Here is a 20,364-nt window from a genome sequence, read left to right as displayed (position 1 = left end):
GATGTCGTTTGCCCCTCAGACACTGCTAGCATCGGCGCTGGATTTTTTACCAGACCAAGCCGATAAGTTACCCATGCTTGAGACGACAGCAACGCCAAGGAACGCATCGCTGCACCCGCCACTGGATACGCGCTACCAGGTCGAAACCCCCGAGGGCATCGACCTGCCGCTGCGGCCTGCGGGGTTGCTGGTGCGCACCCTGGCCTTCAGTCTCGACCTGGGCATCCGCGGGCTGGTGCTGGGCCTGCTGTTCATCATCCTGGGCTTTTTCGACGAAGTCGGCGTCGGCCTCGGCTCCATCCTGCTGTTCCTCATCAGTTGGTGGTACATGGTGCTGTTCGAGGTGCTGAACCAGGGTCGCTCCCCCGGCAAGCAACTGATGGGGCTGCGAGTGGTGCAGGACGACGGCACCCCGATTGGCTGGAGTGCCTCCCTGACCCGCAACCTGCTGCGCTTTGCCGACATGCTGCCTTTCGGCTATTTCCTCGGCGCCATCAGTTGCCTGCAGCACCCGACCTTCAAACGCCTCGGCGATCTGGCCGCCGGCACCCTGGTGATCTACCGCGAGCAGCCGGTCAAACGCCCCGAACTGCCGCCAGCCGTCCCCCGCACCGCGCCCTTCGCCCTGAGCCTGAATGAGCAACGGGCGATCCTCGGCTTTGCCGAGCGCCAGGGCCAGCTGTCGGCCGAACGTACCCGGGAACTGGCCGGCATCCTCGCACAACCGCTGCATGTACCCAGTGCCCAGGCCACGGCCGAACTCAATGGCATTGCCCGCGGCTTCCTGGGAACCCCATGAAACAAAGCCTTTTCGAACACCGCCACCAGGCGCAATGGCAACAGTTCGAGCAATTGCTCGAGCGTCTGGAACATGGCCGGGCCAAAGCCGAGGAATGCCAGAGCTTCGTCCAGGACTACCGGCGCCTGTGCCAGCACCTGGCCCTGGCCGAAGAACGCGGCTACAGCAGCTACCTGATCGATCCGCTGCAACAACTGGCCCTGCGTGGCCACCAGCAGCTGTACCGACAGCGCAGCGCCTTCGGGGCCAATCTGTTGAGTTTCGTGCTGGCCGGTTTCCCCCGTCTGGTGCGTCAGGAGTGGCGCCTGGTGCTGCTGGCCAGCCTGCTGTTCTTCGGCAGCCTGCTGGCCATCGGGGTGCTGGTGTACCTGTTTCCCGATCTGATCTACAGCCTGGTGAGCCCGCAGCAAGTCAGCGAGATGCAGGGCATGTACGACCCTACAGCCGGGCGCCTGGGGCGGGCCGCCGAACGGGCCTCGAGCGAAGACTGGGTGATGTTCGGCTACTACATCATGCACAACATCGGGATCGCCTTTCAGACCTTTGCCAGCGGCCTGCTGTTCGGCGTGGGCAGTGTGTTCTTCCTGTTTTTCAACGGCCTGATGATCGGCGCCATTGCCGGCCACCTGACCCAGATCGGCTTCGGCCAGACCTTCTGGCCATTCGTGATCGGCCACGGCGCCTTTGAACTCAGCGCCATTGCCCTGTCTGGCGCCGCCGGGCTGAAACTTGGCTGGGCGTTGATCGCGCCGGGCCGCCTGACCCGCGGCGAAGCCCTGCTGCAAGCCGCGCGCGTCAGCGTGCAACTGATCTACGGCGTCATCGGCTTCTTGCTGATCGCCGCCTTTGTCGAAGCCTACTGGTCCTCCATGACCTGGCCGGCCGCCTGGGTCAAATACAGCGTCGGCAGTGCCCTTTGGGGCCTGGTGGCGGCCTACCTGACCCTGGCCGGACGTGAATCCCATGCGCCTGAGTGATGCCAGCGTGGTGATCCGCCCCCGCAGCGCCTGGGAGGCCATGGACCTGGGCGTGCTACTGAGCCAGCGTCATCGGCGCTTGCTGATGACCAGTTGGGCCATCGTCAGCCTGCCAGTGTTCGCCCTGCTGAGCCTGCTGCTCTGGGAATCGCCGTCGCTGGCGATCCTGCTGTTCTGGTGGCTGAAGCCGGCCTTCGAACGCCTGCCGCTGTTTATTCTGTCTAAAGCCCTGTTCGGCGAAACACCCAGCCTGGGGCAAGCGCTGAAACAATGGCCCCGCCTGCTCAAGCCGCAACTGCTGGCCAGCCTGACCTGGCGCCGCTTCAGCATGAGCCGCAGCTTCACCCTGCCGGTGGTACAACTTGAAGGCCTGAGCGCCGACGCCCGGCAACAACGCCTGGCGGTGCTGCTACAGAAAAATGCCGGTGCCGCGCGCTGGCTGACCCTGATTGGCATGCACCTGGAAGGCGCCCTGTGGATTGGCCTGATGGTGCTGTTCTACCTGCTGCTGCCACAACAGGTCGAAGTGGACTGGAGCTGGCAGAGCCTGATGATCGCCGCCCAACAGGACTGGCTATGGCTGGAACACCTGACCAACGTCTTCTACGCCCTGGTCCTGGTGATCTGGGAGCCGATCTACGTGGCCTGCGGTTTCAGCCTGTACCTGAACCGACGCACCGAGCTGGAGGCCTGGGACATCGAGCTGGTGTTCCGTCGCCTGCGCCAGCGCCTGACCGGTGCCAGCACGTTGCTCTTGCTCGCCGGCCTGCTGTTCCTGGCACCGACCCAAGCGCTCTGGGCCGCCGCCCCCAGCAGTTCCGCGGCCGGTCCCGAGACCCCGCGGCTGCTGCAGCAACCGCTGACCAGCAAGGCCTCCAGGGACAGCATCCAGGCCATCCTGGACAAGCCCCCCTTCAAGAACCAGGAGTCGGTCACTCGCTACCGTTTCGGTGACCAGCAAGCCCAGAAGAAGGACGCCAAGGGCAAGCCTCCAGGCTGGCTCAAGAACCTGCTGGAAAGCCTGGGCAAGGACAGTTTCGGCGGGGTCGCCAAGGGCCTGGAGATTCTGCTCTGGGGGTTGCTGCTGGCGGCTCTGGGCTGGCTGATTTGGCGCTACCGCGATTGGCTGCAGGCCTTCGTCAGCCGTCGTCCGCTGCCGCGCAAGAAACGCCCCGCGGCCATGCCCCAGCAGTTGTTCGGGCTGGAAGTCAGCAGCGAAACCCTGCCCGCCGATGTCGCCGCCCGCGCCGCTGAACTCTGGGCCAGCCAGCCCCGGGAGGCCCTGGGCCTGCTGTACCGGGCGCTGCTCAGTCGCTTGCTGGAAAACTTCCACCTGCCCCTCAGCGTGGCCGATACCGAAGGCCAGGTGCTGGAGCGCATCAAGGCGCTGCAGCAGCCACAATTGGAGGCCTTCAGCATCAGCCTGACCCGCCACTGGCAGAACATGGCGTACGGTCATCAGGTACCCGGCGCCGATCTGCAACCACAACTGTGCGGCGCCTGGCGCAGCCTGTTCGGCCCCGGAGCACAGCCATGAAGCGCTACCTGTGGGGCGGCCTGGTCCTGTTCCTGGCTCTGGTCCTCGGGGCCGGCGGCTATTACCTGTATCGCCATGCCACTCCCTATCAGGAATTGGTCGATCACGGCCCCTCCCCCGAGGCCCGGGCCAACCCCTACCTGGCGGCCGAGATGTTCCTGCGTGAACGTGGCCTCAAGGTACAACACACCAATAGCCTGGATGTCCTGGCCAGCTTGCCCCCGGCCGGCAACAGCCTGTTGCTGCTGGGAGAGCGCTCGAACATGAGCCCGCCCCAGGTCGACCAGCTCCTGGAGTGGGCCCGCGCCGGCGGCCGCCTGCTCTTCGTCGCCGAGGCCCTGTGGGACGAGGACAGCCAGAAGAGCGGCGACCTGCTGCTGGACCAGGTGCAGATCCACCAGCAGCTCAGCCAGGACCTTGACGAGCCACCGGAGCCGGAAGCCGACGATGCCTATCCGAAGCTGACCAAGGTCTACCTGGAAGACGAACAGGCTCCGGCCTACATCAGTTTCGACACCGACTTCCACCTGGACGACCCGCAAAGCCTGGCGCAATCCTGGGCCAACAGCGGCGTGGCGACCCACATGATCCAGCTTGAATACGGCAAGGGCGCGGTCATCGTGCTCACCGATGCCGATATCTGGAAAGCCCCGGCCATCGGCCTGTACGACAACGCCTGGCTGCTGTGGTACCTCAATACCGATAGCGCTGTGACGCTGCTGTTCAATACCGATCACCCGGACCTCTGGCAGTTGCTCTGGCGCTATTTCCCCCAGGCGCTGGTAGCCCTGGCCCTGCTGCTCGGCCTGTGGCTCTGGCAGGCCGGCGTGCGCCACGGGCCGTTGCTGGCTCCGGCCCCCAAGGCGCGGCGTCAACTGCGTGAACACCTGCGGGCCAGTGCCGACTTCCTGCTGCGCCATGCTGGCCAGGGTGCGTTGCTGCAGGCCCTGCAACTGGATATCCGGCGCCGTGCGCGGCGCCGCCACCCGGGCTTCGAGCAATTGCCGACCGAGGCCCAGTGGGACGTGCTGGCCCTGCTCAGCCAACAACCTGTCGAGGCCATTCGACAGGCCCTGCAACCCTTGTCCGGACAGCGCCTTTCCAGCGTTGATTTCAGCCACCAGGTCGCCCGCCTGCAAACTCTCAGGAATGCCCTATGAGCGAACAACCGATCGAATTCCCCGAGCCTTCCGAGGCCCCACAGCCTCAGGTCCATGCTGCCCAGCAGCGCCAGCGGGCCAGCCAGCTGGCTCAGGCGGTGCGCCTGGAACTGCAGAAGGCGGTGATCGGCCAGGAAGCGGTCATCGATGATGTGCTGACCGCCCTGATCGCTGGCGGCCATGTGCTGCTCGAAGGCGTACCCGGGCTCGGCAAGACCCTGCTGGTACGAGCCCTGGCCCGCTGCTTTGGCGGCGAGTTCGCGCGCATCCAGTTCACCCCCGACCTGATGCCCAGCGACGTCACCGGGCATGCGGTATACGACCTGCAGACCGAGCAGTTCAAGCTGCGCAAGGGCCCGCTGTTCACCAACCTGCTGCTGGCGGACGAGATCAACCGCGCGCCGGCCAAGACCCAGGCCGCCCTGCTGGAAGCCATGCAGGAACGTCAGGTCACCCTCGAAGGCCGAGCGCTGCCCATCGCCCAGCCGTTCATGGTCCTGGCTACCCAGAACCCCATCGAACAGGAAGGCACCTACCCGCTGCCGGAGGCCGAGCTGGATCGCTTCATGCTCAAGCTGCGCATGGACTACCCGGATGCCGAACAAGAACTGACCATGGTCCGCCAGGTGACGCGCTCGACCCGCGCCGACATGCTCGATGTACAGCCTCTGCGCACCGTACTCCAGGCCAAGGACGTACTGGCCCTGCAGCGCATCGCCAGCGAACTGCCCCTGGACGAGCAGGTGCTCGATTATGCCGTGCGCCTGGCCCGGGCCACCCGCAGCTGGCCAGGCCTGACCCTGGGCGCCGGCCCCCGCGCCTCCATTGCCCTGGTGCGCGGCGCTCGTGCCCGAGCCCTGCTGCGTGGCGGCGAATTCGTGATTCCCGATGACATAAAGGGCTGCGCCATGGCCGTGCTGCGGCATCGAGTACGGGTCGCCCCGGAGCTGGACATCGAAGGCCTGTCGGTGGAACAGGTGCTCAAGCAGATGCTCGAACAGATTCCGGCACCGCGCCTGTGAGCCGCCCACGCCAATGAAGCCGACCCGTCTGCTGTTGATCTGGCTGGGTACTTTGACCGGCCTGTACACCCTGCTCGGCGCCGCCCGCGCCCTGGGCAGCGAGGCCCTGCCGCGCCTGGATTCGATTGCCTGGGGCCTGCTGCTGGCGTTGTTGCTGCTGGCATTGCTGGACGCCCTGCGCCTGCTGCGCGTGGCCTCGCCGCAGATCCAGCGCCAGCTACCCGGCAGCCTGCCCCTGGGCCGCTGGAGCGAGGTGCAACTGGAGATCCTGCACGACTACCGGCAACCACTGGATGTGCAGCTGTTCGACCACCCGCCCCAGGGCCTGGGCTTCGAGCACCTGCCGCAGTCCACGCGCTTGGAGCCGGGGCAGGTCAGCCGGATCGGCTATAACGTGCGCCCACTGCAGCGCGGCCACTTCAATTTCGACCAGTGCGAAGTCAGCCTGCCCAGCCCTCTCGGACTATGGAGCGCCAAGCGCCTGCTCAAGGTGCACGACAGCACCCGGGTCTACCCGGACTTCGCCCGGCTCTACGGCGCGCAATTGCTGGCGGTGGACAACTGGCTCAGCCAACTCGGTGTGCGCCAGCGACAACGCCGCGGCCTGGGCCTGGAGTTCAACCAACTGCGGGAGTTTCGCGAAGGCGACAGCCTGCGGCAGATCGACTGGAAGGCCACGGCCCGCCAACGCGCGCCCATCGTCCGGGAGTACCAGGACGAACGCGACCAGCAGATCATCTTCATGCTCGACTGCGGGCGCCGCATGCGCAGCCAGGATGGCGAGCTGGCGCACTTCGACCACGCCCTCAATGCCTGCCTGCTGCTGAGCTATGTCGCCCTGCGCCAGGGCGATGCGGTGGGCCTGTACAGCTTTGCCGGGGAACGCTCGCGCTACCTTGCACCGGTCAAGGGCTCGGCCCAGTTGAGCGTGCTGCTCAATGGCGTCTACGACCTGGACACCAGCCAGCGCCCCGCCGATTACCAGGCCGCCGCCAGCGAGCTGCTGGCCCGGCAGAAACGCCGGGCACTGGTGGTGCTGATTACCAACCTGCGGGACGAGGATGACCAGGAACTGCTGACGGCGGTCAAGCGCATCGGCCGCCAGCATCGGGTGCTGGTGGCCAGCCTGCGCGAAGAGGTGCTCGACCAGTTGCGCCAGAGCCCGGTGCAAACCCTGCCCGAAGCCCTGGCCTACAGCGCGACGGTGAACTACCTGAACAGCCGCGCCGAGCTGCACGAACGCCTGAGCGCTCACGGCGTCGCCCTGCTCGACGCCCGCCCGGGAGAACTGGGGGCCGAACTGGTCAGCCGCTATCTGAGCTGGAAGAAAGCCGGCAGCCTGTAGCTGCTGCCGAGCGCCTCAGGCCGAGGTCTGCAACGGGTGAAAGCTGAAGTAATGACGCAACGCCTGCTCCAGCTCGACAAACTCCGCACCGGCCCGCAACAGGCTGAAACCGCTGTCGTAGTGGTGCGGCGTCAGGTCCTCATGGCACCAGAGGCAGCAGGCGCTGAAGTCGATGAACTGCACCTGGCCGTCACCGCCGGGGACTTTCACCCGCAAGTCGAATTCGGCACCGATCAGCATCGGCAACTGGCTGATCAGCATCAGCCCGTCGGCCGACAGGTTGCCAAGGAAACCCACCGGCTTGTCGGTGAAACGATTGAATACTTTTAAAAAGGACGGCAGTTGGTGCCGCTCGATCCGAGGTTCCATGAACATGCTGGGTATCGCTATGAAAGGTCATTAAGCATGACCGCACTAGTGCTTCGGAACAGGCCCTGATATCGGCCCGCCCTCCCGGATTCGATGCGCGAGGAAGACTGCCAGAAGGATTCCAACGCCACTGCCACCAGCCGGGCCGGGGCAGTTTTCGAACAGCCTGTGCAGATGTTAGCTCAAGCACGAGGGGCAATTACACCGCCCCCTAGTGAATCTCTTTTACAACGCCGTGCGACGAACTTGAGCGGCGCCATTTGCCGGGAAGTGCCCCAACTGTTGCAGGGTATCCAGGCGAGCCCGGGCGCGAAACGCGTACTCGCTGGTGGGGTACTGGGTAATGATGAACTGGTAGGTCTGCGCGGCATCGACGAACAACTTCTGGCGCTCCAGGCATTGCCCGCGCAGCATCGACACTTCCGGCTGGATGTAGCGACGGGCACGGCTGTCACGGTCGACCTGGCTCAACTCGAGCATCACGCTCTCGCAGTTGCCGCGGTCATAAGCGCGGTAGGCGTTATTCAAATGATGGTCCATGGACCAGCGGGTACAGCCGACAACACTGACGGCCAGGGCAGCAATGAGTACGAATCGCATGGGGTATCTCCTGTCTTGTGCAGTGTATCGACTCATCGGCAAAAATCTTCAAGGTTGTTGCGGTAAACAAACAAAGCAATAAGTAGTGCAAACGAACAATGACTACAACTTCGGAGCATAGTAGCCTCTCGTTGCGCTTGAACTCAGGAGTCCGTGCATGTCCGTTCGTCGTACCAAAATCGTTGCCACCCTTGGCCCGGCCAGTAACTCGCCGGAAGTTCTCGAACAGCTGATTCTCGCGGGCCTGGATGTTGCCCGTCTGAACTTCTCCCACGGCACTCCGGACGAGCACAAGGCTCGCGCCAAACTGGTCCGCGACCTGGCAGCCAAGCACGGCCGCTTCGTGGCCATCCTCGGCGACCTGCAGGGCCCGAAGATCCGCATCGCCAAATTCGCCAACAAGCGCATCGAGCTGAAGATCGGTGACAAGTTCACCTTCTCCACCAGCCATCCGCTGACCGAAGGCACCCAGGATATCGTCGGCATCGACTACCCGGATCTGGTCAAGGACTGCGGCGTGGGCGACGAGCTGCTGCTGGACGACGGCCGCGTGGTGATGCGTGTGGAAACCGCCACCGCCACCGAGCTGCATTGTGTGGTGACCATCGGCGGCCCGCTGTCCGACCACAAGGGCATCAACCGTCGTGGTGGTGGCCTGACCGCTCCGGCCCTGACCGAGAAAGACAAGGCCGACATCAAGCTCGCGGCCGAGATGGAAGTCGATTACCTGGCCGTGTCCTTCCCACGGGACGCCGCCGACATGGAATACGCGCGCAAGCTGCGTGACGAAGCCGGTGGTACTGCCTGGCTGGTAGCGAAGATCGAACGCGCCGAAGCGGTGGCCGACGACGAAACCCTCGACGGCCTGATCAAGGCCAGCGACGCGGTCATGGTTGCCCGTGGCGACCTGGGCGTGGAAATCGGCGACGCCGAGCTGGTGGGCATCCAGAAGAAAATCATTCTGCACGCCCGTCGCCACAACAAGGCGGTGATCGTTGCGACCCAGATGATGGAGTCGATGATCCAGAACCCGATGCCGACCCGCGCCGAAGTGTCCGACGTGGCCAACGCCGTGCTCGACTACACCGATGCGGTGATGCTCTCGGCGGAAAGCGCCGCCGGTGCCTACCCGCTGGAAGCGGTGCAGGCCATGGCGCGGATCTGCGTCGGTGCGGAAAAGCACCCCACCAGCAAGACCTCCAGCCACCGCATGGGCAAGGTGTTCGAAAGCTGCGACCAGAGCATCGCCCTGGCCGCCATGTACACCGCCAACCACTTTCCGGGCGTGAAGGCGATCATCGCCCTGACCGAAAGTGGCTACACCCCGCTGATCATGTCGCGCATTCGCTCCTCGGTGCCGATCTACGCCTACTCCCCGCACCGCGAAACCCAGGCTCGCGCAGCCATGTTCCGTGGCGTCTACACCATCCCGTTCGACCCGGCTTCCCTGCCGCCCGAGCAGGTCAGCCAGGCAGCGATCGATGAGCTGCTCAAGCGCGGTGTCGTAGAGAAAGGCGACTGGGTGATTCTCACCAAGGGCGACAGCTACCACACCACCGGCGGCACCAACGGCATGAAGATCCTGCACGTGGGCGACCCGATGGTCTGAGTCTTAGCCTTGCTGAACAAAAAGCCCCGGTGCCGAAAACACCGGGGCTTTTTCATGCCCGCGTGAAACCGCTGTCCACGGCCTCAGCCCTTGCTGAGAAACCCGGACAACGCGGCGATGGCTTCCGGGGACTGCAGGCGCCGGGTGAATTCCACGCCCTCTTGCTCAATGACCTGGCGCAGTTGCTCGCGGTCCGGCGCCTTCATCAGGCGCTTGCTCACCTGCACCGCTTCGGGCGCCAACTGGCTGAAACGCAAGGCCGCCTCCCGGGCCTTGGCCAAGGTGGCCACACCATCCCCCAGGGCGGCGCTGGCAATCCCCCAGGCGGCGGCCTGTTCGCCACTGAAGCCTTCGCCCAGCAACAGCAACTCCGCCGCCTTGGCCTGCCCCAGCAAGCGCGGCAGGATCAGGCTCGAACCAAATTCCGGGCACAGCCCCAGGTTGACGAACGGCATGCGCAGCCGTGCATCGCGACTGACATAGACCAGGTCGCAATGCAGCAGCATCGTGGTGCCGATGCCTACTGCCGCGCCGGCCACTGCGGCCACCACCGGCTTGCGACATTGCACAAGGCTGCGCATGAAGCGAAACACCGGGCTGTCGAGGTCCCGGGGCGGTTGCTGGAGGAAGTCGGCGATGTCATTGCCGGCGGTAAAGCATTCGCTGCTGCCGCAGATCAGCACGGCGTTGATCTCGGGATCGCCATCGGCCTCGCTCAGGGCGTCGGCCAGGCGAGCGTACATGGCGCGGGTCAGGGCGTTTTTCTTGTCGGGACGGTTCAGGCGCAGGGTCAGCAGCCCGCCCTCACGTTGCAACTCGATGGCATCGGTCATGGGGATCTCGCTCTGGAAGAATCAGCGCTCAACCACGGGGCAGGAACACATCGGCCAGCAGTTGATTGCGCGGCAGCCCCGCCAGGTACAGGCGCCGGGCGAAGGCTTCGACACTGTCAGGGTGACCGCAGAGTAAGGCCTGGGTTTGCCGGGAAACAAGCCGCAGTTGCGCCAAAGCGGCTGTCAGCTCGGCCCCGGTCCACAGCTCGACGGACAGCTGGGCTCGGTTCGCCGCCAGGGCCGCCAGGGGTTTGGCCAGGTAATGCTCACTGCTGTCATGGGCCAGGTGAATGATGCGGATGGGGCCCTGGTGATCCTGGCGCAGGGCCTCGCGCAGTATGCCGAACAGCGGCGCCAGGCCGGTTCCCGCGGCCAGTAGCCAGAGTGGGCGCTGCTGCCAGTCCGGATCGTAGTGCAAGGCGCCGCCCCGCAACTCCCCCAGGCGCATCGGATCGCCCAACTGCAACTGGCGCGCCGCATCGCTGAACTGGCCCGGATGCCGGCAATCCAGGTGGAACTCCAGAAAGCGGTCGTCTTCCGGCAGGCTGGCCAGGGAATAAGGCCGGGCGATCTGGCCGGCGGCCCACAGCACCAAATGCTGGCCGGCGCGGTAACGCAAGGGCCGCTGCGGCTGCAGGCGCAGGCGCAGGACCGAGCTCGACAACCAGTCCAGGCCGCTCACCGTCGCAGGCAGGCCATCACGCACAGGGTCGAAGGTCTCGACGTGCAGGTCCTCCACCACCTGGCACTGGCAAGCCAGGCGCCAGCCGAGCCGGCGCTGTTCGTCGCTCAAGGCATCCGGCCGGCTATCGCTGGGCAAGCCCTGGACACAATGCACCAGGCAGGCATGGCAACTACCGGCGCGGCAACTGTAGGGCACCGTCACGCCAGCCTGATTCAGGGCATCCAGCAGGTTGCTTCCAGGCGCCACCGGCCAGCACCGGCTGCCAACGGTCAATTCAGGCATCGAGGTTTTCCCAGGCCGCAGAGCAACGATTGCGACCGTCGCGCTTGGCCCGATACAGCGCCTGATCGGCGCGTTGCAGGGCATGGTCCAGATCGTCGCCGGCCCGCAGCAGGGTCATCCCCGCCGACAGGCTCAGGTCTCGTACGTTAAGGCCCACCAGTTGCACTTCGGTGAACGCCAGGCGCAAACGCTCGCAGCAGGAGGTCAGGCGCTCGGCGTCACACTCGGGCAGCAGTACCACGAATTCCTCGCCACCGTAACGGGCCAATACGTCGCCATCGCGCAGGCAAGCCGTGGCCACCGCGGCGAAGGCCTGCAGTACCTGGTCGCCGGCAGCATGGCCGTGGAGATCGTTGATGCGCTTGAAATGGTCCAGGTCGATCAGCGCCAGCCCATGCACTTGCTCCTGATCCATGGCTTGCAGCTCGCGGCTGGCAATGCGCAGGAAATGCCGGCGGTTGAACAGGCCGGTCAGTTCATCGGTGGCTACCAGGTCCTCCAGCTGTCGCATCATGCCTCGCAGCGTGTCCTGATGGGCCTGCAAGGCAAAGCGCCGCTGGCGCATGCGTGAGCGCGAAGCCTGGACATAGGCGGCATACAGGCACATCCACACCAGCATCACCAGCAGCACGCAGACCTGCAGTGCGGCCAGTTGCGGATCACCGAGGAGCAGGCGATAGCCGTCCCACAGGTTGACCCCGGCAAAGCAGAAGAAGATCAGCGCCGCGCTGCGCAGATAGGCCCGGCGGGAGAGGTGAAACAGGCCGAACAGCAACGGCAGCAGGTAGAACACCAGGAACACCCCGCGGGCCTGATCCAGATGGGCCATCAGCCAGGTCTGCCAGGCGATGCCCAGAACCACCTGGACTTCGGTCAGGCTGGGGTCGGCGAACTGCAGGTTGCGTCCGCTGACGAACACCCAGCACAGCAGCCCCTGGCTGGCCAGCACCAGGCCAGTGCCCAGCAGCGCGCTGCCGCTCGAAGCACGGGAATGCCCCGTGACGACGGCCAGCCAGAACAGCAGCAGGATCAGTGCGTAAGTGCCCGCGGCAATGGCGAAGCGCTTGAATAACAGGCTCTGGATGGCTTTATGGGTCAATCGTTGACTCACCGTGAGAAAGGAGGCTTAAAGAGTTTCCTACCCTGCAGGCCACTTGCCACTTTAGTGCTGAGCCCGGCAAATGACTATTCAAATTTAAAACCCCGTCACCAGGTTTCAGCGCCGACTCAGGCAAGAACAGTGCCCATCCGATGGGCGACTTTGGTTGGCCCGGCCGGCGGGTGTACCCAACCCCCAGGCGAGGTATACTGCCGCGCCTTTTTAGCGTCGCGCCAGTTGTCTGTCCGGCGTGCCTTAGAAGGTGCCTGCATCCGACCGATGCACCCAAGTGCAGGCACCTTATTAAATGTTCCCGTCTTTTAGAGGAGCGCGACTCATGACCGTGATCAAGCAAGACGACCTGATTCAGAGCGTTGCCGACGCCCTGCAGTTCATTTCCTACTACCACCCCGTGGACTTCATCCAGGCGATGCACGAGGCCTACCTGCGGGAAGAATCGCCGGCTGCCCGTGATTCCATAGCGCAGATCCTGATCAACTCGCGCATGTGCGCCACCGGCCACCGGCCGATCTGCCAGGACACCGGCATCGTCACGGTATTCGTGCGCGTGGGCATGGACGTGCGCTGGGACGGCGCCACCATGAGCCTGGACGACATGATCAACGAGGGCGTGCGTCGCGCCTACAACCTGCCGGAAAACGTCCTGCGCGCCTCCATCCTGGCCGACCCGGCAGGTAGCAGGAAAAACACCAAGGACAACACCCCCGCGGTGATCCACTACTCCATCGTCCCGGGCAACACCGTGGAAGTGGACGTGGCGGCCAAGGGCGGCGGCTCCGAGAACAAATCGAAGATGGCCATGCTCAACCCGTCCGACTCGATCGTCGACTGGGTACTCAAGACCGTTCCGACCATGGGCGCCGGCTGGTGCCCACCGGGCATGCTGGGCATCGGTATCGGCGGCACCGCCGAGAAAGCGGCAGTGATGGCCAAGGAAGTGTTGATGGAATCCATCGACATCCACGAGCTCAAGGCCCGTGGCCCGCAGAACCGCATCGAAGAGATCCGCCTGGAGCTGTTCGAGAAGGTCAACCAGCTGGGCATCGGCGCCCAGGGCCTCGGTGGCCTGACCACCGTGCTCGACGTGAAGATCATGGACTACCCGACCCACGCCGCTTCCCTGCCGGTGTGCATGATCCCCAACTGCGCCGCCACCCGTCACGCGCACTTCGTACTGGATGGCTCCGGCCCGGCGAGCCTGGAAGCGCCACCGCTGGACGCCTACCCGGAAATCGTCTGGGAAGCCGGCCCGTCGGCCCGTCGGGTCAACCTCGACACCCTGACCCCGGAAGAAGTGCAAAGCTGGAAGCCGGGCGAAACCGTACTGCTCAACGGCAAGATGCTCACCGGCCGCGACGCTGCGCACAAACGCATGGTCGAGATGCTGAACAAGGGCGAAACCCTGCCGGTGGACCTCAAGGGTCGCTTCATCTACTACGTCGGCCCGGTCGATCCGGTCGGTGACGAAGTGGTCGGCCCGGCTGGCCCGACCACCGCCACGCGGATGGACAAGTTCACCCGCCAGATCCTCGAGCAGACCGGCCTGCTGGGCATGATCGGCAAGTCCGAGCGCGGCCCGACCGCGATCGAAGCGATCAAGGACAACAAGGCCGTGTACCTGATGGCCGTCGGCGGTGCTGCCTACCTGGTAGCCCAGGCGATCAAGAAGTCCAAGGTCCTGGCCTTTGCCGAACTGGGCATGGAAGCGATCTACGAATTCGAGGTCAAGGACATGCCGGTGACCGTCGCAGTCGACAGCAAGGGCGAGTCGGTGCACATCACAGGTCCCGCCATCTGGCAGAAGAAGATCAGTGACAGCCTGGCGGTAGAAGTGCAGTAAGCCCTTCCTCCGTTCGGCCCAGGCGGCGGTGCTGTTCATTGAATGGCCCGCCGCTTTTTTTATGCACCGCCCTTTCCCGACACTGTCCGCGATCAACGTTAGCCCCGGCGCTCATGCTATCGTTCCCGCCCCCATTGCAGCCTGCCCCGACTCATGGCCCAGATCTCTCGCCCCCTCCGCTTGACGTTCTATATCCTGGTGATTCTTGCTGGCACCGTGCTCAGCGCCGGCCTGGCCATGCGCCATGCAGAACGGCAGACGCTGGTGGAGGAAGCCGCCCGTGCCAATGAGCAGTTGGGGCTGTATGCCAACTCGCTGCATACCCTGATCGAACGCTATCGCGCCCTGCCGGCGGTCCTGGCCCTGGACCCGGAACTGCGCGCGGCGCTGCAGGGGCCTGTGGCCACCGAAACCCAGGACGCATTGAACCGCAAGCTGGAAAAGATCAATGGCGCGGCCCGCTCCTCGACCCTGGAGCTGCTGAACCATGAGGGCCTGGCCGTGGCCGCCAGCAACTGGCGCCTGCCCAGCAGCTACGTGGGCCACAACTACGGCTTTCGCCCCTACTTCAAGCAGACCCGCAGCCAGGGCAGCGGGCGCTTCTACGCGGTGGGCGTGACCAGCGGCATCCCGGGGTATTTCCTGGCCAGCGCAGTCAAGGCCGACAACCAGGACTTCCTCGGGGCCATGGTGGTGAAGCTGGAATTCCCCGAGCTGGAACATGAATGGAGCCAGGGCAACGACACCCTGCTGGTCAGCGATGCCCGGGGCATCGTGTTCATCGCCAACCAGCCAGGCTGGCGCTACCGGCACTTGCAGCCGCTGTCGAGCAACGACCTGGAAGAAATCAAGCTCACCCGCCAGTACGACAAACAGCCCCTGACCCCGCTGCAGCACCAGACGCTGCAACGCTTTGACGACAACAGCAGCCTGGCCCGGGTCGAAGGCCCCGAGGGCCGCGCCAGCTACCTCTGGGAGTCCCTGCCGTTGGCCGCCGAAGGCTGGACCCTGCACCTGCTGCGCAAACCGCCGAATGCCTTCGAGGAAACCCGCAATGCCGGGCTTGCCGCCGCCGGTGCCTGGCTGACCCTGGTGTTCCTGCTGCTGTTCCTCAACCAGCGCTGGCGCCTGGGGAAAGTCCGCCAGCGCAATCGCCAGGAGCTGGAGCAACTGGTGGAGGAACGTACCCGCGATCTGCGCACCGCCCAGGAAGGCCTGGTGCAATCGGCCAAGCTCGCGGCCCTGGGGCAGATGTCCGCCGCCCTGGCCCACGAAATCAACCAGCCCCTGACCACCCAGCGCATGCAGCTGGCAACCCTCAGGCTGTTGCTGGATCACGGCCGGGTGGACGAAGCCTACAAAGCCCTGCGCCCACTGGACGACATGCTGACCCGCATGGCCGCCCTCACCAGCCATCTCAAGACCTTCGCCCGCAAGAGCCCCAGTGGCCTGCGAGAACGCCTGGACCTGACCGCTGTGGTGGACCAGTCGCTGCACTTGCTGGAAGCCCGGCTGCGTGCCGAAGACGTCGAAGTGGTGCTGCAACTGACCCGCCCGGCCTGGGTCCGGGGCGACGCCATCCGCCTGGAACAGGTGCTGATCAACCTGCTGCGCAATGCCCTGGACGCCATGCAGGACAAACCGCACAAGCGCCTGGAGATCAGTCTCGAAGCCGAAGACCAGCTCTGGCAACTGCGGGTGGCCGACAACGGCGGCGGTATTGCCGAGGAACACTTGCTGAGCGTCTTCGATCCATTCTTCACCACCAAACCGGTGGGTGATGGCCTGGGGCTGGGGCTGGCGGTGTCCTATGCCATAGTCCACGAGCTGGGTGGCCGCCTGAGCGTGGCCAACCAGGAGCAAGGGGCGGTGTTCACCCTGAGCCTGCCCATCGACCTGGAGGCCCATATCCAATGCTGAACTCAGTGATCGTGGTGGACGACGAAGCCAGCATACGTACCGCCGTCGAGCAGTGGCTGAGCCTGTCGGGCTTCGAGGTCCAGCTGTTCAGCCGGGCCGAGGACTGTCTGGCGCAACTGCCGAAGAACTTTCCCGGGGTGATCCTCAGCGATGTGCGCATGCCCGGCATCAGTGGCCTGGAACTGCTGGCCCAGGTCCAGCGCCTGGACCCGGACCTGCCGATCATCCTGCTCACAGGCCACGGCGATGTCCCCATGGCGGTGGAAGCCATGCGCGACGGGGCCTACGACTTCCTGGAAAAACCCTTCAGCCCCGACACCCTGCTCAGCAGCCTGCGCCGGGCCCTGGACAAGCGCCGCCTGGTCCTGGAAAACCGCCGCCTGCACCAACAGGCCGACAGCCGGGCCAAGCTCGACGCCACCTTGCTGGGGGTCTCCAGGGCCTTGCAGACCCTGCGCCGCCAGGTACTGGAACTGGCAGCCCTGCCGGTCAACGTGCTGATCCGCGGCGAGACCGGCAGCGGCAAAGAACTGATTGCCCGCTGCCTGCACGACTTCGGCCCGCGGGCCGGCAAGCCCTTCGTCGCCCTGAACTGCGCGGCGATCCCCGAGCAGTTGTTCGAGGCCGAGCTGTTCGGCCATGAAAGCGGCGCCTTCACCGGCGCCCAGGGCAAACGCATCGGCAAGCTGGAATACGCCGACGGCGGCACGCTGTTTCTCGACGAGATCGAAAGCATGCCCCTGGCCCAGCAGGTCAAGCTGCTGCGGGTGTTGCAGGAGCAGAAGCTGGAACGCCTGGGTTCCAACCAGAGCATCAAGGTCGACCTGCGGATCATCGCCGCCACCAAGCCCGACCTGCTGGACGAGGCCCGTGCCGGGCGTTTCCGTGAAGACCTGGCCTACCGCCTGACCGTGGCTGAACTGCGCCTGCCACCCTTGCGCGAGCGCCGCGAGGACATCCCACTGCTCTACGAGCACTTTGCCCAGAATGCCGGGGAACGCCTGGGGCGCAGCGTCGCGCCCTTGAGCGGCGCGCAACTGAGCCGCCTGCTCAGCCACGACTGGCCGGGCAACGTGCGCGAGCTGGCCAACGCCGCCGAGCGCCAGGTGCTGGGCCTGGGCGAGCCGGAACCCGACGCCATCGAACCCGGCCAGTCCCTGGCGGCGCAACAGGAAGCCTTCGAGGCCCAATGCCTGCGCGCGGCCCTGAGCCGGCACAAGGGTGATATCAAGGCGGTGCTCAACGAGCTGCAACTGCCCCGCCGGACTCTTAACGAAAAGATGCAGCGCCATGGACTGACCAGGGAACAGTTCCTCAAGGAGGAGTAACCCCTATAGGACCCGGCTTGCCGGAGAATCAGCCCTCAAGCCCGGCACCGCCCCCATCGACGCCTTCGCCCACATGCCCAGGGGCACGGCCGCTTTCGGCAATTTCCCGCTTACCCGCAAGGTGCCGATAGGCGGATTTCCGCTCATTACTCCCGCCTCCCCCCCTCTAGCCCGGGCTTCTCGCCCTTGGCACAGGTCCTGCTATAGCCCCAGCAGGCTGCGCTCGCGCGCACTCCACAAAAACAATGAATAGAAGGGTCCTTCATGGATATCTCTAATACCCTGCCTGCCGGGTCGGCGGCTGCGCCCGCCACAGAAAAGACCACCGCCAGCCGCCTGAAGTCGATCTTCAGCGGCTCCGTGGGCAACATGGTCGAGTGGTACGACTGGTACGTCTACGCCGCCTTCTCGCTGTACTTCGCCAAAGTCTTCTTCCCCAAGGGCGACACCACCGCCCAACTGCTGAACACCGCCGCGATCTTCGCCGTGGGCTTCCTGATGCGCCCGATCGGTGGCTGGCTGATGGGGCTGTATGCCGACCGCAAAGGGCGTAAGGCCGCCTTGATGGCCTCGGTGCTGCTGATGTGCTTCGGCTCGCTGATCATCGCCCTGACCCCCGGTTACGAAACCATCGGCGTCGGCGCCCCCATCCTGCTGGTGCTGGCGCGCCTGATGCAGGGCCTGTCGGTAGGCGGTGAATACGGTACCTCGGCCACCTACCTCAGCGAGATGGCGACCAAGGAACGTCGTGGCTTCTTCTCCAGCTTCCAGTACGTGACCCTGATCTCCGGCCAGCTCATCGCCCTGGCGGTGCTGATCGTGCTGCAGAACATTCTGACCACCGAGGAACTGCAGTCCTGGGGCTGGCGGATTCCGTTCGGCATCGGTGCCCTCTGCGCCGTGGTAGCCCTGTACCTGCGTCGCGGCATGGAAGAAACCGAGTCCTTCACCAAGAAGAAGGAAAAGCCCAAGGAAAGCCTGATGCGCACCCTGATGCGTCATCCCAAGGAGTTGATGACCGTGGTCGGCCTGACCATGGGCGGCACCCTGGCCTTCTATACCTACACCACCTACATGCAGAAATACCTGGTGAACACTGTCGGCATGAGCATCTCCGACTCCACCACCATTTCCGCCGCCACGCTGTTCCTGTTCATGTGCCTGCAACCGGTGATCGGTGCTCTCTCGGACAAGGTTGGCCGGCGCCCGATCCTGATTGCCTTCGGTATCCTCGGCACCCTGTTCACCGTGCCGATCCTCACCACCCTGCACACCATCCAGACCTGGTGGGGCGCGTTCTTCCTGATCATGGCGGCGCTGATCATCGTCAGCGGCTACACCTCGATCAACGCGGTGGTCAAGGCCGAGCTGTTCCCTACGGAAATCCGCGCCCTGGGCGTGGGCCTGCCGTACGCACTGACCGTGTCGATCTTCGGCGGTACCGCCGAATACATCGCCCTGTGGTTCAAGAGCATCGGTATGGAAACCGGCTACTACTGGTACGTCACCGCCTGCATCGCCTGTTCGCTGCTGGTCTACGCGACCATGAAAGACACCCGCAAGCATTCGCGGATCGAGACTGACTGAAAACAACAACGCCCGGGTGCAAGGCCCGGGCGCTTTTCGCGATCTGTGGGGAAGCTTTCGCCGGCAAGCCGGCTCCTACAGAGGCTGTACAGGTCAGGAAAGTTCGGCAGCGCCCTGGCGCCCATCGCGGTTCTGGGCCCAGGCCGCCCCCACGATCATCACCAGCAGGATTCCCGCCAATACCGCCGACGAGCCGATGGTGCCGAAATCCAGGCCGCCTTTTTCGTGGGGTTTGGTGAGGAAGTCGCCCAAGGTTGCGCCGAACGGCCGGGTCAATACGAAAGCGACCCAGAACAACAGCACCGACGAGAGCCTGGTGAAGTACTTGAGCAGCACCACCACGGCGATGGTCAAGCCGATCAACAGCGCCCCGCCGGCAAAGCCCAGCCCCGAATCGTCCGCCAGGTAGTCGCCGAGGGCGGTGCCCAGGGTGTTGGAAAACAGGATCGCCATCCAATAGAACATCTCGCCGCGAAAGGTCTGGATCTTGTTGACGTTCAGCGAGTCGCCGCTCAGACGCCAGAGCGCGAAGATCGCCAGCAGAATACCGATCAGTATCAACGAGCCACTGGCATAGCCCAGGCCCAGGGTGCGGTCCATGAAATCCGACATGGTGGTGCCGGCGGTACTGGTGGAGAGGATCACGATCCAGTACAGCACCGGGTTGTAGGTCTTGGACCACAGCTGGGTGACCAGGGTCAGCAGGAACACACTGATCAGAATCATCGAGCTGATGGCATAACCCACATTCAGGGTCATCGACAGCAGATCCCCCGCTGTTTCGCCGAGGGTGGTCGCGCAGATTTTCATGACCCAGAAGGCCAGGGTGATCTGGGGTAGCTTGTTCATTCGCAAAGGTGCTCCAAAGGTCGCATTCAAGGCGGCCTGTCTATGGACTGCAGGCCTGCGCGGAGGCTGAACGTCAAGGGGTGAAAAACAGGTAAGGCGCGGATGAAAAAATCGTTGAAATATTTTCTTACAAGCAATCTGCTCAATTAATGATCAGTTAATGCTGGATGCATAGCCTGCTAATGAATCCAAGTGGGTACTTGGCTCGTCTATGCAGTGAGGCTTGAACGCGGTATTTGGCGGCGAGGGCTGACCTCATAAACATCGATAAAGTAGATATTTATAAGCATTAATTTGCGCTTTTATATCAACTTTACCGGAGTAGGATTCATCCCAAGCAACGTATTCACCTCAACGAACCCGGAGTCACCATCATGAAAAGCAAACTGATCCTCGCCCTGACCCTCTCGGTACTGGCTGCCAACACCTTCGCCGCTGATGGCTACGATCGCACCGGTTCTGCCACCTTCGCTGCCGATGGCTACGACCGCACCGGTTCCGC

The 20,364-nt window shown here is 64.3% G+C and carries 17 protein-coding genes and 1 pseudogene; 12 read left to right on the top strand and 6 right to left on the bottom strand.

The window, feature by feature from the left end:
- The first annotated feature begins 73 nt into the window (after positions 1 to 73).
- Genes BM382_RS09195 through BM382_RS09170 form a run of 6 tightly spaced genes read left to right on the top strand, consistent with a single transcriptional unit; the run spans position 74 to position 6,840 of the window.
- Positions 74 to 799 carry an RDD family protein gene (locus BM382_RS09195; protein WP_011063043.1) on the top strand — a complete coding sequence of 242 codons (726 nt, stop codon included), beginning with the start codon at positions 74 to 76 and terminating at the stop codon, positions 797 to 799.
- The gene (locus tag BM382_RS09190; protein WP_011063044.1) at positions 796 to 1,776 is read left to right on the top strand and encodes a stage II sporulation protein M; all 981 of its coding nucleotides are present in this window, start codon (positions 796 to 798) and stop codon (positions 1,774 to 1,776) included. Before BM382_RS09195 ends, BM382_RS09190 begins: the two co-directional genes overlap by 4 nt.
- On the top strand, positions 1,763 to 3,313 hold the full coding sequence (locus BM382_RS09185) for a DUF4129 domain-containing protein (protein ID WP_072442670.1): 1,551 nt from the start codon (positions 1,763 to 1,765) through the stop codon (positions 3,311 to 3,313). The genes BM382_RS09190 and BM382_RS09185 overlap by 14 nt, the downstream gene beginning before the upstream one ends.
- Positions 3,310 to 4,473: a DUF4350 domain-containing protein gene (locus tag BM382_RS09180; protein ID WP_072442668.1), complete on the top strand. Its 1,164-nt coding sequence runs from the start codon at positions 3,310 to 3,312 to the stop codon at positions 4,471 to 4,473. The genes BM382_RS09185 and BM382_RS09180 overlap by 4 nt, the downstream gene beginning before the upstream one ends.
- The gene (locus tag BM382_RS09175) at positions 4,470 to 5,495 is read left to right on the top strand and encodes an AAA family ATPase (RefSeq protein WP_015636785.1); all 1,026 of its coding nucleotides are present in this window, start codon (positions 4,470 to 4,472) and stop codon (positions 5,493 to 5,495) included. The genes BM382_RS09180 and BM382_RS09175 overlap by 4 nt, the downstream gene beginning before the upstream one ends.
- 13 nt (positions 5,496 to 5,508) lie before the next feature.
- Positions 5,509 to 6,840, top strand: coding sequence for a DUF58 domain-containing protein (locus BM382_RS09170; protein WP_072442666.1), 1,332 nt, complete (start codon positions 5,509 to 5,511; stop codon positions 6,838 to 6,840).
- A gap of 15 nt (positions 6,841 to 6,855) precedes the next feature.
- Here BM382_RS09170 and BM382_RS09165 read toward each other — a convergent pair whose 3' ends face one another.
- Positions 6,856 to 7,215: a PilZ domain-containing protein gene (locus BM382_RS09165; protein ID WP_011063049.1), complete on the bottom strand. Its 360-nt coding sequence runs from the start codon at positions 7,213 to 7,215 to the stop codon at positions 6,856 to 6,858.
- Positions 7,216 to 7,434: 219 nt separating this feature from the next.
- Complete coding sequence (locus BM382_RS09160) at positions 7,435 to 7,809, bottom strand: hypothetical protein (protein ID WP_072442661.1); 375 nt, start codon at positions 7,807 to 7,809, stop codon at positions 7,435 to 7,437.
- A gap of 157 nt (positions 7,810 to 7,966) precedes the next feature.
- On the opposite strand from BM382_RS09160, the gene pyk reads away from it, so the two are divergent.
- Positions 7,967 to 9,418 (top strand): pyruvate kinase, encoded by a 1,452-nt coding sequence (gene pyk, locus BM382_RS09155; protein ID WP_011063051.1) that lies wholly within the window; start codon positions 7,967 to 7,969, stop codon positions 9,416 to 9,418.
- An 83-nt stretch (positions 9,419 to 9,501) separates the two neighbouring features.
- Here the strand turns inward: pyk and BM382_RS09150 are convergent, their stop codons facing one another.
- The 3 genes from BM382_RS09150 to BM382_RS09140 are packed head-to-tail and all read right to left on the bottom strand — an operon-like array spanning position 9,502 to position 12,317.
- A complete protein-coding gene (locus BM382_RS09150) occupies positions 9,502 to 10,251 on the bottom strand; it encodes an enoyl-CoA hydratase-related protein (protein WP_047288807.1) in 750 nt (249 codons plus the stop codon).
- Between the two features lie 28 nt (positions 10,252 to 10,279).
- On the bottom strand, positions 10,280 to 11,218 hold the full coding sequence (locus tag BM382_RS09145; RefSeq protein ID WP_011063053.1) for an iron-sulfur-binding ferredoxin reductase: 939 nt from the start codon (positions 11,216 to 11,218) through the stop codon (positions 10,280 to 10,282).
- Positions 11,211 to 12,317, bottom strand: coding sequence for a GGDEF domain-containing protein (locus tag BM382_RS09140; protein ID WP_053153483.1), 1,107 nt, complete (start codon positions 12,315 to 12,317; stop codon positions 11,211 to 11,213). Before BM382_RS09140 ends, BM382_RS09145 begins: the two co-directional genes overlap by 8 nt.
- Positions 12,318 to 12,654: 337 nt before the next feature.
- Here BM382_RS09140 and BM382_RS09135 point away from each other — a divergent pair, with 337 nt between their 5' ends.
- The 4 genes from BM382_RS09135 (at position 12,655) to BM382_RS09120 (ending at position 19,013) form a co-directional block, all read left to right on the top strand.
- Positions 12,655 to 14,178: a fumarate hydratase gene (locus BM382_RS09135; RefSeq protein ID WP_011063055.1), complete on the top strand. Its 1,524-nt coding sequence runs from the start codon at positions 12,655 to 12,657 to the stop codon at positions 14,176 to 14,178.
- 153 nt (positions 14,179 to 14,331) lie between these two features.
- A complete protein-coding gene (locus BM382_RS09130) occupies positions 14,332 to 16,098 on the top strand; it encodes an ATP-binding protein (RefSeq protein WP_011063056.1) in 1,767 nt (588 codons plus the stop codon).
- Positions 16,092 to 17,426, top strand: a complete 1,335-nt coding sequence (locus BM382_RS09125; protein WP_011063057.1) for a sigma-54-dependent transcriptional regulator — start codon at positions 16,092 to 16,094, stop codon at positions 17,424 to 17,426. The genes BM382_RS09130 and BM382_RS09125 overlap by 7 nt, the downstream gene beginning before the upstream one ends.
- Before the next feature lie 264 nt (positions 17,427 to 17,690).
- The gene (locus BM382_RS09120) at positions 17,691 to 19,013 is read left to right on the top strand and encodes an MFS transporter (RefSeq protein WP_011063058.1); all 1,323 of its coding nucleotides are present in this window, start codon (positions 17,691 to 17,693) and stop codon (positions 19,011 to 19,013) included.
- A 93-nt stretch (positions 19,014 to 19,106) separates the two neighbouring features.
- On the opposite strand, the gene BM382_RS09115 is transcribed toward BM382_RS09120, so the two are convergent.
- The gene (locus BM382_RS09115; protein WP_015636788.1) at positions 19,107 to 19,862 is read right to left on the bottom strand and encodes a COG4705 family protein; all 756 of its coding nucleotides are present in this window, start codon (positions 19,860 to 19,862) and stop codon (positions 19,107 to 19,109) included.
- Positions 19,863 to 20,236: 374 nt separating this feature from the next.
- On the opposite strand from BM382_RS09115, the pseudogene BM382_RS32235 reads away from it, so the two are divergent.
- Positions 20,237 to 20,364: pseudogene (locus BM382_RS32235) on the top strand (heme utilization protein); the annotation flags it as partial.

It is taken from the genome of Pseudomonas sp. NFPP25, assembly GCF_900116505.1.
Classification (GTDB): Bacteria; Pseudomonadota; Gammaproteobacteria; order Pseudomonadales; family Pseudomonadaceae; genus Aquipseudomonas; species Aquipseudomonas protegens.
The sequence above is the reverse complement of the archived record's forward strand: the minus strand, read 5'-3'. Positions and strand labels throughout refer to the sequence as shown.